The organism is Yersinia sp. J1, assembly GCF_050586585.1.
GTDB classification, from domain to species: domain Bacteria; phylum Pseudomonadota; class Gammaproteobacteria; order Enterobacterales; family Enterobacteriaceae; genus Yersinia; species Yersinia entomophaga.
This window is the reverse complement of the sequence record NZ_JBOBDP010000003.1, coordinates 306,691-322,507: the sequence shown is the minus strand read 5'-3', so window position 1 is coordinate 322,507 and position 15,817 is coordinate 306,691. Positions and strand designations below refer to the sequence as shown.

Below are 15,817 nucleotides of genomic sequence, written 5' to 3'. Positions count from 1 at the left end.
TTCCAACATATCAACGATGCTAGATGTGCAGTTCAGTCAGTTTCTCTTTCGGTAATGCCAACTCATCGTTATGATTTACCCGCACACCACGCTCGATGATGCTTTTGGCAATGTCCTGCGCTTCTTCCAGCGAATGCATTTGGTAAGTCCCACACTGATATTCATTCAGCTCAGGAATTTTACGCTGGTCAGTGACTTTCAGTACATCAGCCATCGCCGCTTTCCACGCTTCCGCCACACGCTGCTCGTCAGGTGTGCCAATCAGGCTCATATAGAAACCGGTACGGCAGCCCATTGGTGAGATATCAATAATTTCCACACCCTGACCATTCAGATGATCACGCATAAAACCTGCGAATAAATGCTCCAGCGTATGAATACCTTTCTCCGGCAAAACTTCTTTATTCGGCACGCAGAAACGTAAATCAAACACGGTGATTGCATCGCCGTGAGGGGTTTTCATCGTCTTAGCAACGCGAACGGCCGGTGCTTTCATAATGGTGTGGTCAACTGTAAAACTGTCCAATAATGGCATCTTGTTACCTCCTCAAAAAAAATTATTTCTCGCAGAAGAATTTTTTTTCGAACCCAATGAAACTTTTTTAAATCACCGCCGTCTTAATATGTGAAAGACGCGCATTTGTTATCATCATCCCTGTATACAGAGATGTTAATTTGGCCACATTGATTGTGGCCTTTTCTTTTTCTAGCGACCTGCGTGTATCGCCAGATACTCTTCAAAGCTTAGTTCATCACTACGTTCCAGCTCACCTTGACGAATCCAAGAACGGTCACGTTCAGCTGAAAGCTGTTCTTCAGTCAATATTTCCAACGGCTCACTGCGTAACATTTCGCGATAACGTTCAGCCAGATCCAGCCCGACACCACCGATTCCTTCCGCTTTCATTGCCTGTAAAATACGAGCAGAGAACGTCAGTTCCGGATTATCGAAGGAAGCAACTAGCTCATCACATACATCCTGATAAGCCCGACTGTCTTTGCCGTCCAGCACTTCTGCCACCCGGCGCAAGTCGTCAAACAGCGCTTTACCGACTTTATCTAAAGGCTCACGAGTGCTATCGCAGCCAATACCAATAGTCTGACCCGGTTTACGCCCTTCCAGAATCACACGATTCCAGTTTTTACGCGTACAAAGTAGCTCATCGCTGCTCATTTCAGGCGCATCAGCCAGCACGCACCAGATCAGAAATAGATCGAGGAAACGAGCCTGTACCGCATCAACACCAATTGGGGAGAACGGATTGATATCCAGCGAGCGCACTTCGATATATTCGATCCCGCCGCGCAGCAACGCGTCAGAAGGTGACTCACCTGATTGAGTGACGCGTTTGGGTCGAATCGGAGCATACAGCTCATTTTCGATTTGCAGTACATTGCTATTGAGCTGTAGGTAGCGATCGCCCTCTTTCAGCCCCAGCGCCGCATACTCTTCCGATGGCGTATGGATAGCACGCTTCAATCCATCAATATAGGTATTCAGGTCATTAAAAGTAATGCCTAAATTACTCTGTGATTTATTGGTGTAACCCAAATCGCTCAGGCGTAAAGAAGTGGCATAAGGTAAATAGCACATACCGTTATCATTGCGCTCAAAAGGCAATGCGGTCTCACGTCCTTGCAGGAATGAAGAGCAAATCGCTGGCGAAGCACCAAACAGATACGGAATCACCCAGCCAAAGCGATAGTAGTTACGGATCAGTCGGAAATAACCGGCAGAGATCTCTTCTTTACCACTTTGCTCGTCTTCCACACCCGCCCACGCCTGCCAAAACTCAATAGGCAGTGAGAAGTTGTAATGTACGCCGGAAATGGTTTGCATCAGCGCGCCATAGCGGTTTTTCAACCCTTCACGGTACAGCGTCTTGAAGCGTCCAACGTTGGAGGAACCGTATTTAGCCAGTTCGATATCCTGCTCGGCGCCGATAAAGCACGGCATGCTAAGGGGCCACATGCGCTCATCGCCAAGTTTACGCGCAGTGTAACGATGAATATCACGCAAAAAAGCCAGCAAATGATCGATATCGCCGTCTACCGGAGTGATAAACTCCAGCAAAGCTTCGGCAAAATCAGTCGTGATCCATTGATGTGTCAACGCCGCCCCGAGTGACTCAGGGTGACCCGTCGCAGCCAGTTGGCCATCAGCGGTCACACGCAATGTTTCCCGCTCAATGCCGCGGCGGATTCCTTTTAATGCATTAGGATGCGCTTCCAACCAAGAAAGCGCCTGTGATACGTCCGGGATCAAATCGACCTCCCGCTCTTAAAAACCATAGCCCGTAAGCATACTGAAACTACGTCAATGTGACTATGTGAAGTCATCACATCTTTATTGCCACCAGGCGATTCCTTCCAGCGTTAACACGGTAATAACGATGTAACGCACAGCTTTTCCCACACACAGAAAAAAAACCACCAGAGCCCAGGGCATACGCAGCCAGCCTGCCAACACACACATCAAATCGCCTACCACCGGTAACCAACTCAGCAAGAGAGCGGCTGGACCAAAGCGTTGGAGCCAGCCCAACGTCATATCCAGCCCGCGCTGCGGTTTTAACGCCGGTAACAGGCGGCCTATAACTACATTTGTTAAGCCACCCAGCGTATTACCTACGGTTGCAGATAACACTAATATCACCGCAGGCGCACTGCCCGCAGTTAGCAAGGTCACTAATAGAATTTCGGAACTTCCAGGTAAGAGCGTCGCGCTAAGAAAACTGCTACCGAATAACGATGCTACAGCCAGCGTGCTACTCACAGCAGACGCACATCCACCACGTCCATCTTCGCCCGCTTTGCCGCTTCTACGCCGAAATCAGCATCTTCGAACACGACACAGCGCTCCGGCGCCACGCCGAGCAATTCGGCACAGCGCAAAAAGGTGTCTGGCTCCGGCTTATGCCGGGTAACGTCATCGGCACCGACGATGACATCGAAGTAATCCCGAAGGCCAAGATGTCGTAAAAGCGCCTCAGCCATGCTGTGCTCGCTTCCGGTTCCCACAGCCATAGGTCTGCGGCCATGATAAGCCTTAACCACGTCAATGAGCGGGAGCGGCTTTACGTTATCCAACAGCATCGCCTTCACCGCTGCCGTTTTCTCAGCGGCTAACAGATGAGGATCTAACTTCAACCGATGATTATGAATAATCATCTCGGCAATTCGCCAGGTTGGAGAGCCGTTGAGCGCCACCATAGCTTGCTCATCAAATTGAATACCGTGAGGCATCAACACCTTCCGCCAAGCCTGTCGATGGGTGGATTCGGTATCCAAAATCGTACCATCCATATCAAAGATTAGGCCTTCATAGCGATCGTACATCTTTATCCCAGGATCATTGAGGAAAGGAAAAGCTACTTTATCGCAAACTCATTAAATTGTCGCTTACTGTATAACCATCTGTATTTAATCAGAAAAAGTGTTTTTTGGCTAAAGATGGTCATTAGATGAGCGTAATAAAATCAACTGGATGGGAATTCATTAGCCAGTACAAGCACTGTGATGAGATATAGATTTGATGAATATTTATAACCTCATCGACCCATCTTGATATTTTTCATAGGCAGGCGAAATTCAGATAGCGGAAAAAAAGAAGTCAGTGGCGTTCTACTGGCACTCGCGGGGTCTCACTGACCAAATCAGGCAGGATGCTATTTCAAATAGCCAGAAAGCAGAAAACCCCGCCGCAGCGAGGTTTCTTAAAATGGTGCACCCAGGAAGATTCGAACTTCCGACCGCTCGGTTCGTAGCCGAGTACTCTATCCAGCTGAGCTATGGGTGCGTTTGATTTTTTACTGCGAAGCGTTTCACCGAGTGAATCTATAACAACAAAGATGGTGCACCCAGGAAGATTCGAACTTCCGACCGCTCGGTTCGTAGCCGAGTACTCTATCCAGCTGAGCTATGGGTGCAAATAAATCTCTGAAACTATCTGACAGTCATTTAACTACTTCACCATACTGCAAAATATGGTGCACCCAGGAAGATTCGAACTTCCGACCGCTCGGTTCGTAGCCGAGTACTCTATCCAGCTGAGCTATGGGTGCATAGTAAATGGCGGTGAGGGAGGGATTCGAACCCTCGATACAGCTTTTGACCGTATACTCCCTTAGCAGGGGAGCGCCTTCAGCCTCTCGGCCACCTCACCATACGCTTCTTTCGAATTGTGCCTAACTTGCTTTTAAAGAAGCTCATCGGCACTGCGTGGCGCACATATTACTTTCCTGCACTTATAAGTCAAACAATTTTTCCCAACAAACGTTTACTTGCACAATTCACAGCCAAGATGCGCAATTTGGCATCGAAAAGAGTATTTTATCAACAGGCGAGATAAGGATGTCTGCGAAATAGCGTTGTAAAAGAATTGAAGGAATATTACTGAGGCGAGTTAAATCTTGGGAGAAAAGCGAGAAAATAGCCATGAGCGAGTGAGAAATGATGCAGGGAATAGAATTTGGGGGAGAGCAGCAGCGTCTCGCATTCCACGAGACGCTGCTTCAATATCAGTAAGTCGTCGGTTGAGACTTCTCTGCTTGAATACGTTGGTAGATTTCTTCACGGTGAACAGAAACTTCTTTCGGAGCATTCACACCAATTCGAACCTGGTTGCCTTTAACTCCTAATACAGTAACCGTAACCTCATCGCCAATCATGAGTGTTTCACCAACTCGACGAGTCAGAATAAGCATTCTTTGCTCCTTGAAAAATTAAAAGAGTCGGGTCTCTCAGTTTCCCCGCCATTATCCATCATACACCGTGAAAACGTAAGCCATCGCCCCCACATAAAATGTAAGTAGCTTGGTCGCGCCTCTAACTAATACAAGTTTAGACGACACGAACAAATTTGCGTTTAACTTTGTAACCGACCTATGACAAGAAAATTGAAAAGCGCCATACTCTTCTTTGAGGTATGGCGCATTTATTTTACACGATCATTGCATGCTTACAGCCGAGACGCGACCCACGCTTCTACGCTAGCCAGCGCGGCGGGCAGAGCCTGAACATCCGAACCTCCAGCCTGAGCCATATCAGGGCGTCCACCGCCTTTACCCCCCACCTGCTGGGCAATATCGGCAATCAACTCACCTGCTTTGACTCGGTTGGTCAAATCTTTGGTCACGCCTACAATCAGGCTCACTTTATCGTCCGCGGTCGTTGCCAGAACAATAATGGCAGAGCCCAACTGATTCTTCAGATCGTCAACCATGGTACGCAGCATTTTCGCTTCAACGTTATCCAGTTTGCTAACCAACAGTTTTACGCCCTTCACTTCTTTCGCAGAGGAGGACAATGAAGCACTCTCCTGCGCTGCCTGCTGGTCTTTCAACTGCTGTAATTCTCTTTCCAACGCTTTGCTGCGATCCAATACGGCCCGAATCTTATCTGTCAGATTATTGCTATCCCCCTTCACCAGGTGAGCAACATCCTGTAACAGATCACTTTGCTGATGCAGCAAGGCAATAGCACCTTCCCCCGTTACGGCTTCGATACGACGAATACCTGCTGCCGTGCCTGATTCAGCCAGAATACGGAACAGACCAATATCACCGGTACGATTGGCGTGAATACCGCCGCAAAGTTCGGTTGAGAAGTCGCCCATGGTCAATACGCGCACCTGATCGTCATATTTCTCGCCGAACAGAGCCATTGCGCCTTTTTCTTTCGCTGCGTCCAACTCCATAACTTCCGTTTGAATTGGCAGGTTGCGGCGAATCTGCGCATTCACCAGGTCTTCAACCTGACGAATTTGTTCCGGCTTCATGGCTTCAAAATGAGAGAAGTCAAAACGCAGGTATTTATCGTTAACCAATGAGCCTTTCTGAGCCACATGCTCACCCAGTATTTTACGCAATGCAGCGTGCAACAAGTGGGTCGCGGAATGGTTCAGACGAATACGATTACGGCGAGCGCTATCTACAATAGCATCAACGCTATCGTTAATACGCAAAGTACCTTGAGATAACTGGCCTAAGTGGCCAATCGCCTGGCCGTATTTCTGCGTGTCGGAGACCATAAAATCAGCCATAGCGCTTTTCAGTTGGCCTTGGTCGCCAACCTGACCGCCTGACTCACCGTAGAACGGAGTCTGATTCAAGATCACCACGGCATCTTCACCGGCATGAATCTCGTCAACGGCTTCACCATTGCGGAACAATGCAGTAACGGTAGATTTCTGCTCTACATGGTCATAGCCAGAGAATTCACTCGCGGTATCGACGCGGATCAGGCTGTTATAGTCAGCACCAAAACCGCTGGATTCACGAGCACGACGGCGTTGAGCTTCCATTGCCTGCTCAAAACCAGCCTCATCAACCTTCAGATTGCGCTCACGGCACACGTCCGCGGTCAAATCAACCGGGAAACCATAGGTATCATACAGACGGAATGCAGTTTCACCGTCCAGCGTGTCGCCGGTCAGCTTGTTCAACTCTTCATCCAGCAATGCCAGACCACGTTCCAGAGTCCGTGCAAACTGCTCTTCTTCAGTTTTCAGAACCTGCTCAACCATCGCCTGCTGCTGTTTCAATTCATCAGCGGCTGAACCCATAACGGCAATCAATGGCGCTACCAGTTTGTAGAAGAAGGTATCTTTGGCACCCAGAATATTTCCATGGCGAATAGCACGACGAATGATGCGACGCAGCACATAACCACGGTTTTCATTCGAAGGAATAACACCGTCTGAAATCAGGAACGCACATGAGCGGATATGATCGGCAATCACGCGCAGTGATTTGCTATTAAGATCGGTAGCGCCAGTTACTTCGGCAACGGCCGCAATCAAATCGCGGAACAAATCGATTTCATAGTTAGTATTCACGTGCTGCAATACAGCGGCAATACGCTCCAACCCCATACCGGTATCTACGGATGGTTTAGGCAGCGGCAACATTGTGCCATCTGACTGACGGTTGAATTGCATGAAAACGATGTTCCAGATCTCGATGTAGCGATCGCCATCTTCTTCTGGTGAGCCTGGAGGGCCACCCCAGATATGGTCGCCGTGATCGTAGAAGATCTCGCTGCATGGGCCGCACGGGCCGGTGTCACCCATTTGCCAGAAGTTATCCGAGGCAAAAGGCGCGCCTTTGTCGCCGATACGGATGATACGTTCACGCGGTACGCCAACGTCATTTGCCCAAATGTTATAGGCTTCGTCATCGGTTTCGTAAACGGTAACCCACAGTTTTTCTTTCGGCAGGTTGAACCATTTTTCGCTGGTCAGCAGTTCCCATGCGAAGTTAATCGCATCATGTTTGAAGTAATCGCCAAAGCTGAAGTTACCCAACATTTCAAAGAACGTGTGATGACGTGCGGTATAACCGACGTTTTCCAGATCGTTATGCTTACCACCGGCGCGAACACAGCGTTGGGAAGTCGTGGCGCGAGTATAGGCCCGCTTGTCCAAGCCCAAGAAAACATCTTTGAACTGGTTCATCCCGGCATTGGTAAACAACAATGTCGGGTCATTATTAGGGACCAATGAGCTGCTTGATACAACCTGGTGTCCCTTGCTATGGAAGAAATCGAGAAACGCTTGACGGATCTCAGCGGTGCTCTTGCTCATAATTGTCCCGGAATCAAGCTAAAAGAATGGCTCGCGAGCCAACAGCGCCCCCCTTAATAAAGGGGACTACCAGTCAGCTCACAAACAAAAAGTGGGAATAAGATAAATTTTCTTCAGAGGGAAGTAAAATCCCGTGTGCATTCATTCGATAAAATCATTGTAAATCGACTGAATTTCTTCTTGAAAGAAGCCACGATAGAGGAGATAACGCTGAACTTTTGCCTTTTCCTTCCATTCAACAGGTAAGGTTTCACCGAATTTGCGCTGAGCGACTTCTTTTGCCAGCTGACACCAGTCGATCTCACTTATTTCAAAAGCAGTTTGTGCTTGTTCTTTTTCTATGCCTTTCTGCAACAGTTCAGAGCGAATGCGCTGAACACCATACCCTTTGCGGCTACGGCTGTTGATATAACTGGTAGCAAAACGAGCATCATCCAGCCAGTTGTGTTGATAGCAATAAGCAATGACTTCATCAATAGCTTTTGGGTCAATAGCCTCAGCCGCGTCATGACCGTCAGTGAGATCATGGAGATCGTTGTCAGTCTCTTTTTCTTCGTTGCGGCTACCACCAGAACTATAGCTGTGATGATAAAAGCTATTTTTAGCGCTTCGATCGTCGTGATTATCGCCACCGCCGTTATTCAGGCTTTGACCCCGTTTAGTGGTAGATGGGGATTTTTTCTTTCCGCGTCCCCAATTGCCTTTTACCGAAAATGACTGCGCCGCAAGTTTGCGGCGCAGTTCGGTCTCACTATGATCTCGTTGAGAGAGCAATCTCATCGCGCGGCTTAACAGGTCATTCATTACTTTTAATCACAAGTAGAGAATCCCATCCCCTTACATTTCGAGTTGCGGCAGTGACAGCGCTAACATTCTCACCGCTTCCAGAAACTGAGTTAACTCAGTCCAGAATTGGTCTAATTGCTGCGTTACCGCAATACAAAACTTATCGGGTTGATATTTTGCCAGGTCATAGGATTAATATGACTATACGGCTATCACTTCAGCCTATTAAAATTCTTCGCTAGTCTCATCGTTGGCTTCATCGGCAAAACCACCGGCTGCCGCAGTCGATTGTTCACCAGCACCGCTCAGCAACATTTCACGCAGCTTCTTATCGATCTCTGTTGCAATAGCTGGGTTTTCTTTCAAATAATTACTGGCGTTAGCTTTACCTTGACCGATTTTGTCACCGTTGTAGCTATACCATGCACCGGCTTTCTCAATCAGCTTATGTTTAACACCCAGATCCACCAACTCACCGTTGATGTTAATGCCTTCACCGTAAAGAATCTGGAATTCAGCCTGTTTGAACGGCGCAGCAATTTTGTTTTTAACCACTTTGACACGAGTTTCGCTGCCCACTACCACATCGCCTTCTTTCACCGCACCGATGCGGCGAATATCCAAACGAACGGAAGCATAGAACTTCAGGGCGTTACCACCGGTAGTGGTTTCCGGGTTACCGAACATCACACCAATTTTCATACGAATCTGGTTGATAAAGATCAGCAAAGTGTTGGCATTTTTCAGGTTACCCGCCAGCTTACGCATGGCCTGGCTCATCATACGAGCAGCAAGACCCATGTGAGAATCGCCAATTTCACCTTCAATTTCAGCTTTTGGCGTCAGAGCGGCTACGGAGTCAACGATGATCACATCAACCGCACCTGAACGAGTCAACGCATCGCAGATTTCCAACGCTTGCTCACCGGTATCTGGCTGAGAACACAGAAGATTATCGATATCTACGCCTAGTTTTTTCGCGTAAATTGGGTCAAGGGCGTGCTCGGCATCAATAAAGGCACAGGTTTTACCTTCGCGCTGCGCTGCGGCGATGACCTGCAGCGTCAGCGTAGTTTTACCTGACGATTCAGGGCCATAGATCTCAACAATACGCCCCATAGGCAAACCGCCGGCTCCCAGAGCGATATCTAATGATAATGAGCCGGTAGAAATCGTTTCAACATCCATTGAGCGGTCTTCGCCAAGACGCATAATAGCGCCTTTGCCGAATTGTTTTTCAATCTGGCCCAGTGCTGCTGCTAATGCCTTTTGTTTGTTCTCATCAATAGCCATTTTTACTCCCTCTCTGGCAAGGTAAGGTCGCCCTTATCGTCGCCACTGAATGTTGTTTTGTGCAGGAAATTAGCGCTAATTATACTGTACAATCATACAGTATCAAGCCTATTTTTTTAGAAATTTATCAACCAGCGTCTGAAGCGCGAAAATAGTGGCCTGCAAGCGTATCTCATCGCGATTACCATTAAAAACATGCTTCTCAGCCGAGATCTGTCCAGCCTTTGTTGCAAAACCGAACCAGACGGTACCTACGGGCTTAAATTCAGTACCGCCGTCAGGCCCTGCAATCCCACTAACGGAGAGTGCAAAATCAGCCTGCGCCGCGTGTAATGCCCCCACGGCCATCTCACGCACGACCTCTTCGCTGACTGCACCATGCGCATTCAGGGTGGTTTCCGCTACGCCGAGCAAATCGTGTTTTGCTTCATTACTGTAAGTCACAAATCCGCGATCGAAATAAGCCGAGCTACCGGCGATATCCGTCAAGGCTTTCGCTATCCATCCGCCGGTGCAAGATTCAGCGCAGGTCACGCTGGCCCCGCGAGCCTTGAGCAACTCACCGGCGTCAATGCTGAGCTGACGCAGTTGTTGTTCGTTCATCATGCCCCCTTATTCTATGAAAATATTTCAGTGGCGATAGTAGCACTTCTCTTCGTTTGTGCTGCACTTCTGCCAATAGATGCGAAGCGTTTCGCATGTCGAATTCAAAGCCCTTGTCCGGACAACGCTTTACCTATCATGCTTAGCTGGTAATATCAAAGAAGCTTATAAATCATCTAATTGATTGCAGAGAGGTAATACCCGAGCAGGCTGGCGTGACGTAATTTCTTTATCTGACTGTTTTTACGTCCGACTTTTAGGCCTGTACGCCGACGATCATTTCAGGATAAAAAACCAGGACGCTATAGTGAAAAAAATTCTGAACGCATTCTTCCCACTTTACACCGCGACGGTGCTCATGTTGTTGGGTTCTGGCCTGCTGACGACCTATATCTCACTGCGTTTAACATCTATTAACGTGTCCGGAGCCCTGATTGGGGCCATTATTGCCGCTAACTACATCGGATTAGTTATCGGCGGTAAGGTCGGTCATTTTCTTATCGCCAGAGTCGGGCATATTCGCGCCTATGTCGCCTGCGCCGGTATCATTACCGCGGCAGTATTGAGCCACGGATTAACAGAATATATACCCGTATGGGTCATACTAAGGCTAATTATCGGCCTGTGTATGATGTGCCAGTTTATGGTACTAGAAAGCTGGCTGAACGATCAGTCATCCTCGAATCAACGTGGTACGGTATTCGGTTTTTATATGGCAGCTACCTACGCCGGTATGGCGCTAGGCCAGGTAGTTCTGATGCTACAGCCCAATTTGGGCCTCAGCACATTGATGGTGATCGCTTTATTCTTCGCTCTTTGCCTGGTTCCTATCGCATTGACAACCCGTAGTAATGCCCAGCAAATGTCACCAGCACCAATGGAATTGAAATTCTTTATCCATTCTATCCCGAAAATTCTAGCCTCAACCTTGGTTATTGGCATGATTGTCGGTTCTTTTTACGGGCTTGCTCCGGTTTATTCCAGCCTGCAATCGCTGACAACCGAGCAAACGGGTCTGTTCATGGCACTGTCAATTTTTGCTGGACTGGTGGCTCAGCTTCCCTTGAGCTGGTTATCCGATCGTTATAACCGAACCTTATTGATTCGTATCAATGCCATATTACTTGCCGTTACCGCGCTGCCGCTGGCTATCTGGCCGCATATTCCTTTTCGTCTGTTACTAGGGCTAGGATTCATCGTTAGCATGTTGCAATTTACCCTTTACCCATTAGTCGTCGCGCTGGCTAACGATCTGATTGAACCTGAAAGACGCGTCTCTCTGGCAGCCTGTTTACTGATGTCATTTGGCGTAGGAGCCAGCATCGGCCCACTGGCGGTCGGTGCGCTGATTGCGCCTTTAGGGGGCAATATTCTATATGCTTTCTTTGCTTTATGCGGCGTGGCGCTGGTTTCTCTCAGTCGCACGGTGAAACAGGATGAATCAGACTTTGTGAATGACGCACCTGTGCCTCATATTGCAATACCCGATAGTCTGGTCAGTTCTCCCCTTTCACCGGCTCTTAACCCTAGTTTTGACGAGCAGATGATTCAAGATATTATGCCTCCGTTAGAGGCGGTAGAACCGGATGGCGTAGAAACCGTCCAGACACAGCATCCTTAACATCGTTTAAAAAGCCTGTTACGGCAGGCTATTTTTATTGGTTTATTGCTGATGAGAGGCAAACAAAACCAATAAAAATTTAAAAATAACACCTGCAAATTAATAAAAAAGGAAATGTAAATGACATTAACCGAGTGGATTTTGACCGGTATTGTGCTGGGGTTGGTTGTCGGCGGTGTAATGACTTTTTTCAAAAATAAGAAATAATCCACTGTGATTTAAAGCAACGACAGATTATTTCTGGTTACGTCATAGATACATACGGAAAATGCGATCTATCCCCTATAAAAGAGATGGCGTCATCGCTTAGCTGACGCCACATATAGTAGGATCGGAGCCAAAGGCTACTTAAAAAAAATATACCGGCTTGATCTACCTTAGTTTCGATAACTGATGTTGCAAGTGAGAGAAAATGTCTAATAAACCGTTCCACTATCAAGACCCCTTCCCTTTAAAGGAAGATGATACCGAGTATTATCTGGTCAGCAATAATCATGTCTCCGTCTCGCAGTTTGAAGATCATGATATTCTCAAAGTCGAACCAGAAGCCCTCACCTTACTCGCCCAACAAGCTTTCCACGATGCATCGTTTTTACTCCGCCCTGCCCATCAAAAGCAAGTCGCCGCAATTCTTGACGATCCTGAAGCCAGTGAAAACGATAAGTATGTTGCTCTGCAATTCCTGCGTAACTCGGAAATCGCAGCCAAAGGTATTTTGCCAACCTGTCAAGATACCGGCACAGCGATTATCGTAGGGAAAAAAGGCCAACGCGTCTGGACCGGCGGTAATGATGCAGAAGCCTTGTCCCGTGGGGTATACAACACCTTTATTGAAGATAACTTACGTTACTCGCAAAACGCCGCGCTGGACATGTATAAAGAGGTCAATACCGGCAGCAATCTGCCTGCGCAAATCGACCTGTACAGCACAGAAGGGGAAGATTATAAATTCCTGTTCGTCACCAAGGGTGGGGGTTCAGCGAACAAAACCTATCTGTATCAGGAAACTAAAGCGCTATTATCTCCCGGCAAACTCAAAGCCTTCCTAGTTGAGAAAATGCGCACTTTGGGTACCGCCGCCTGCCCGCCATACCATATCGCGTTTGTCATCGGCGGCACCTCTGCGGAAAGCACGCTGAAGACGGTAAAACTGGCTTCCACCAAATATTACGATGGTTTGCCAACCGAAGGTAACGAGCATGGGCAAGCTTTCCGCGATATTCAACTGGAAGAAGAATTACTGAAAGAAGCTCAGGAATTAAGGTTAGGCGCGCAGTTCGGTGGCAAATATTTTGCCCATGATGTACGTGTAATCCGCTTGCCACGCCACGGCGCATCTTGCCCGGTAGGAATGGGGGTTTCTTGTTCCGCCGATCGCAATATTAAAGGCAAAATTAACCGTAAGGGCATCTGGCTGGAAAAACTGGAACATAACCCAGGGCAATATATCCCCGAGCATTTACGTCAGGCCACGGAAGGTAAAGTCGTAAAAATCGATCTGAACCGGCCGATGAAAGAGATCCTAAAAGAGCTGTCACAGTATCCGGTATCTACGCGCCTATCTCTGAGCGGCACAATTATTGTTGGCCGTGATATTGCCCACGCAAAATTAGAAGAACGTCTGAAAAATGGAGAGGGATTGCCGCAATATGTCAAAGATCACCCGATCTATTACGCAGGCCCTGCAAAAACACCGGAAGGTTATGCCTCTGGTTCCCTAGGACCAACCACCGCAGGCCGAATGGATTCCTATGTGGATCTACTGCAATCCCACGGCGGCAGTATGATCATGCTCGCCAAAGGCAACCGCAGTAAACAGGTAACGGAAGCCTGCCATAAGCACGGCGGCTTCTACCTCGGCAGTATTGGTGGTCCAGCGGCGGTATTGGCGCAAAACAGTATTAAAAGTCTGGAATGCGTGGAGTATCCAGAGTTAGGCATGGAAGCCATCTGGAAAATTGAAGTTGAAGATTTCCCTGCTTTTATTCTGGTCGATGATAAAGGCAATGATTTCTTCCAGATTATTCAAACATCTAAATGTAATCGCTGCGGCTAATGATTAGCCACAGGTAGATTGACTATTATCGCCCGGCAGAAATCTGTCGGGCTTTATTTTACGGTAACGAAACAAAAAAATTTTTAGCTATCATCAGCCTTATTCATAAAAATATTTTATTGATAAAAACCAACAAATATTTACTCTAAATATTAACTATTAGCATACTAATTGACATGTTTTCAATTAACTTTACCATAGTAAAAACCAACTTTTTCTAAAAAACACAGTATATTAATAACTATACCCGCAATAATATTAATTACCTCATCACATATCATAATATTTTCAATTTGGCACCATAGAACTAAATTCCTCTAGCTATCATACATAGTATGAATACTCACATTTATCTTAACTTCTATACAAATAAGCCTGTCGCCACCCAATAACTAATTAATGACATTTGAGTCAAAAATAAGAGAAAGGCATCAGCAATTAGAATAATTTATATGCATTAAATCGCTAATGGTGCCTTTGTTATTTCTGTATTTTATTTATCAGCCCATACAGATATACACCAAATTTATTAATCCACGACATTAGAGTATTTCACTTATGTTAGATATGCTTTATAGCTTACAAACCTTTACTCCACTATGGTGGGGTAGTCTAGTAATACTTGGCCTATGTATCGGTAGTTTTCTTAATGTCGTCATTCATCGACTACCAATTATGCTCAAGAATAATAAGCACCATGAATTCAACTTGTGTATACCTCGCTCGTATTGCCCACATTGTCATCACTCACTGAAATGGCATGATAACATCCCTATATTCAGCTGGTTTCTACTTAAGGCACAATGCCGACACTGCCAAAATAAGATCTCTCTCCGTTATCCCATGATCGAGCTAGCGACTGTGGCTTTAACATTATTTATCAGCATGATTATTCCTGCCGGATATACGCTTCTTGCTGCATTAGTCTTTACATGGGTATTAATAGCGTTAACCGCAATTGATATTGAGCATTTGCTATTGCCGGATAACCTCACGCTTTCTTTGCTATGGGGTGGCTTGATTTTCCATTTATTCGATCAAACGTTGGCACTAAGTGATGCCGTTATCGGTGCAGTGGGTGGATATTTAGTCTTATGGTGCCTTTACTGGGCATTTTGGCTGACAACGCACCGTGAAGCCCTAGGCTATGGCGACTTTAAATTACTAGCGGCCTTAGGAGCCTGGCTCGGCTGGATGGAGCTACCGGCCCTGCTTTTGATTGCTTCCCTCGCTGGGAGCAGTTTTACTTTCATCGCGCATTTGCTTAGAAATAGGCCGTTAAGTGCACCTTTACCTTTCGGCCCTTTCCTAGCTCTCGCAGGTTGGCTATTGTTTCTACATCATTACCATGCAATTAATGAAGATAACATACTGTCATTTAATGTTACGCCGAGCTTCATAGGCAAAATCAGCCAGTAGCAGGTTAAGAGAAGAACATTGATTATTATCGGTGCCAATTTCTTCCACAAGAGCCTGATAACGTGCCTGACTTTTCCCTTTCAGCGCTTGATAAGCTGGTGCTTTGGTATCCCAATTTCGCTCCATTGCCAGTTTTACCGCCGTTTGCATAAGTATTGATTCATCAGGAATATCTTTCCTTTGGCATTCCTGTCGCAAATACATGGCACCAGAAATCAGTGCAGATAGCTGTTCAATCTGCTGTGGTGTCTCCACTACTGGAGCCCTATTTGTTGGCCGCTGACACCCATTAACGAGCAATAGTGGTAATAGCAGGAGCAACGGATATTTAACTGATAGCATTGATTAACTCATCGTAAAAAGATGGATTCATCATATTAGAATAGAAACCAGCCGCGTAAAACCACAACCTGCTTATTAAAGTTTAATATACTGATTCGGGTTTTATAATGAC

13 protein-coding genes and 4 tRNA genes are annotated in these 15,817 nt (G+C 46.9%); 3 read left to right on the top strand and 14 right to left on the bottom strand.

The features are described 5' to 3' along the window. Nucleotides 1-19 precede the first annotated feature (19 nt). The 13 genes from luxS to pncC form a co-directional block, all read right to left on the bottom strand. Nucleotides 20-535, bottom strand: a complete 516-nt coding sequence (gene luxS / locus ACQ4OC_RS08500; RefSeq protein ID WP_064516636.1) for an S-ribosylhomocysteine lyase — start codon at nucleotides 533-535, stop codon at nucleotides 20-22. A 171-nt stretch (nucleotides 536-706) separates the two neighbouring features. Beyond that, nucleotides 707-2,266: a glutamate--cysteine ligase gene (gshA, locus tag ACQ4OC_RS08495; RefSeq protein ID WP_064516634.1), complete on the bottom strand. Its 1,560-nt coding sequence runs from the start codon at nucleotides 2,264-2,266 to the stop codon at nucleotides 707-709. 81 nt (nucleotides 2,267-2,347) lie between these two features. After that, nucleotides 2,348-2,776, bottom strand: a complete 429-nt coding sequence (locus ACQ4OC_RS08490; RefSeq protein WP_064516632.1) for a YqaA family protein — start codon at nucleotides 2,774-2,776, stop codon at nucleotides 2,348-2,350. Next, a complete protein-coding gene (gene yqaB, locus ACQ4OC_RS08485; protein WP_064516630.1) occupies nucleotides 2,773-3,339 on the bottom strand; it encodes a fructose-1-phosphate/6-phosphogluconate phosphatase in 567 nt (188 codons plus the stop codon). The genes ACQ4OC_RS08490 and yqaB overlap by 4 nt, the downstream gene beginning before the upstream one ends. A 383-nt stretch (nucleotides 3,340-3,722) precedes the next feature. Beyond that, nucleotides 3,723-3,799 (bottom strand) — tRNA-Arg (locus ACQ4OC_RS08480). Between the two features lie 53 nt (nucleotides 3,800-3,852). Then, a tRNA-Arg gene (locus ACQ4OC_RS08475) sits at nucleotides 3,853-3,929 on the bottom strand. A gap of 58 nt (nucleotides 3,930-3,987) precedes the next feature. Continuing rightward, nucleotides 3,988-4,064: transfer RNA gene (locus ACQ4OC_RS08470), tRNA-Arg, on the bottom strand. Nucleotides 4,065-4,072: 8 nt separating this feature from the next. Continuing rightward, a tRNA-Ser gene (locus ACQ4OC_RS08465) sits at nucleotides 4,073-4,165 on the bottom strand. 355 nt (nucleotides 4,166-4,520) lie between these two features. Further along, nucleotides 4,521-4,706, bottom strand: coding sequence for a carbon storage regulator CsrA (csrA, locus tag ACQ4OC_RS08460; protein ID WP_002209449.1), 186 nt, complete (start codon nucleotides 4,704-4,706; stop codon nucleotides 4,521-4,523). A gap of 254 nt (nucleotides 4,707-4,960) precedes the next feature. Further along, entirely contained in the window at nucleotides 4,961-7,585 is a 2,625-nt protein-coding gene (gene alaS, locus ACQ4OC_RS08455) for an alanine--tRNA ligase (RefSeq protein ID WP_064516628.1), read from the bottom strand. 141 nt (nucleotides 7,586-7,726) lie between these two features. Further along, the gene (recX, locus tag ACQ4OC_RS08450; protein ID WP_120805316.1) at nucleotides 7,727-8,389 is read right to left on the bottom strand and encodes a recombination regulator RecX; all 663 of its coding nucleotides are present in this window, start codon (nucleotides 8,387-8,389) and stop codon (nucleotides 7,727-7,729) included. Between the two features lie 207 nt (nucleotides 8,390-8,596). Beyond that, nucleotides 8,597-9,664, bottom strand: a complete 1,068-nt coding sequence (recA, locus tag ACQ4OC_RS08445) for a recombinase RecA (protein WP_064516626.1) — start codon at nucleotides 9,662-9,664, stop codon at nucleotides 8,597-8,599. 108 nt (nucleotides 9,665-9,772) lie between these two features. Continuing rightward, nucleotides 9,773-10,267, bottom strand: a complete 495-nt coding sequence (pncC, locus tag ACQ4OC_RS08440; RefSeq protein ID WP_064516624.1) for a nicotinamide-nucleotide amidase — start codon at nucleotides 10,265-10,267, stop codon at nucleotides 9,773-9,775. Nucleotides 10,268-10,574: 307 nt separating this feature from the next. Here pncC and ACQ4OC_RS08435 point away from each other — a divergent pair, with 307 nt between their 5' ends. The 3 genes from ACQ4OC_RS08435 to ACQ4OC_RS08425 all read left to right on the top strand — a co-directional run bounded on the left by ACQ4OC_RS08435 (nucleotide 10,575) and on the right by ACQ4OC_RS08425 (nucleotide 15,363). Continuing rightward, nucleotides 10,575-11,888: an MFS transporter gene (locus ACQ4OC_RS08435; protein WP_064516622.1), complete on the top strand. Its 1,314-nt coding sequence runs from the start codon at nucleotides 10,575-10,577 to the stop codon at nucleotides 11,886-11,888. A 412-nt stretch (nucleotides 11,889-12,300) separates the two neighbouring features. After that, nucleotides 12,301-13,944, top strand: a complete 1,644-nt coding sequence (gene fumA, locus ACQ4OC_RS08430; protein WP_430971093.1) for a class I fumarate hydratase FumA — start codon at nucleotides 12,301-12,303, stop codon at nucleotides 13,942-13,944. A gap of 558 nt (nucleotides 13,945-14,502) precedes the next feature. Next, nucleotides 14,503-15,363 carry a prepilin peptidase gene (locus ACQ4OC_RS08425; protein WP_430971092.1) on the top strand — a complete coding sequence of 287 codons (861 nt, stop codon included), beginning with the start codon at nucleotides 14,503-14,505 and terminating at the stop codon, nucleotides 15,361-15,363. Here ACQ4OC_RS08425 and gspS read toward each other — a convergent pair. Beyond that, entirely contained in the window at nucleotides 15,319-15,618 is a 300-nt protein-coding gene (gspS, locus tag ACQ4OC_RS08420; protein WP_430971091.1) for a type II secretion system pilot lipoprotein GspS, read from the bottom strand. The genes ACQ4OC_RS08425 and gspS overlap by 45 nt on opposite strands. Nucleotides 15,619-15,817 lie beyond the last annotated feature (199 nt).

Excerpts from the sequence above, each read along its gene's own strand:
- fumA (WP_430971093.1), top strand. The coding sequence starts at position 12,301 with ATGTCTAATAAACCGTTCCACTATCAAGACCCCTTCCCTTTAAAGGAA.
- alaS (WP_064516628.1), bottom strand. The coding sequence starts at position 7,585 with ATGAGCAAGAGCACCGCTGAGATCCGTCAAGCGTTTCTCGATTTCTTC.
- recA (WP_064516626.1), bottom strand. The coding sequence starts at position 9,664 with ATGGCTATTGATGAGAACAAACAAAAGGCATTAGCAGCAGCACTGGGC.
- luxS (WP_064516636.1), bottom strand. The coding sequence starts at position 535 with ATGCCATTATTGGACAGTTTTACAGTTGACCACACCATTATGAAAGCA.
- csrA (WP_002209449.1), bottom strand. The coding sequence starts at position 4,706 with ATGCTTATTCTGACTCGTCGAGTTGGTGAAACACTCATGATTGGCGAT.
- recX (WP_120805316.1), bottom strand. The coding sequence starts at position 8,389 with ATGAATGACCTGTTAAGCCGCGCGATGAGATTGCTCTCTCAACGAGAT.
- ACQ4OC_RS08425 (WP_430971092.1), top strand. The coding sequence starts at position 14,503 with ATGTTAGATATGCTTTATAGCTTACAAACCTTTACTCCACTATGGTGG.
- pncC (WP_064516624.1), bottom strand. The coding sequence starts at position 10,267 with ATGAACGAACAACAACTGCGTCAGCTCAGCATTGACGCCGGTGAGTTG.
- yqaB (WP_064516630.1), bottom strand. The coding sequence starts at position 3,339 with ATGTACGATCGCTATGAAGGCCTAATCTTTGATATGGATGGTACGATT.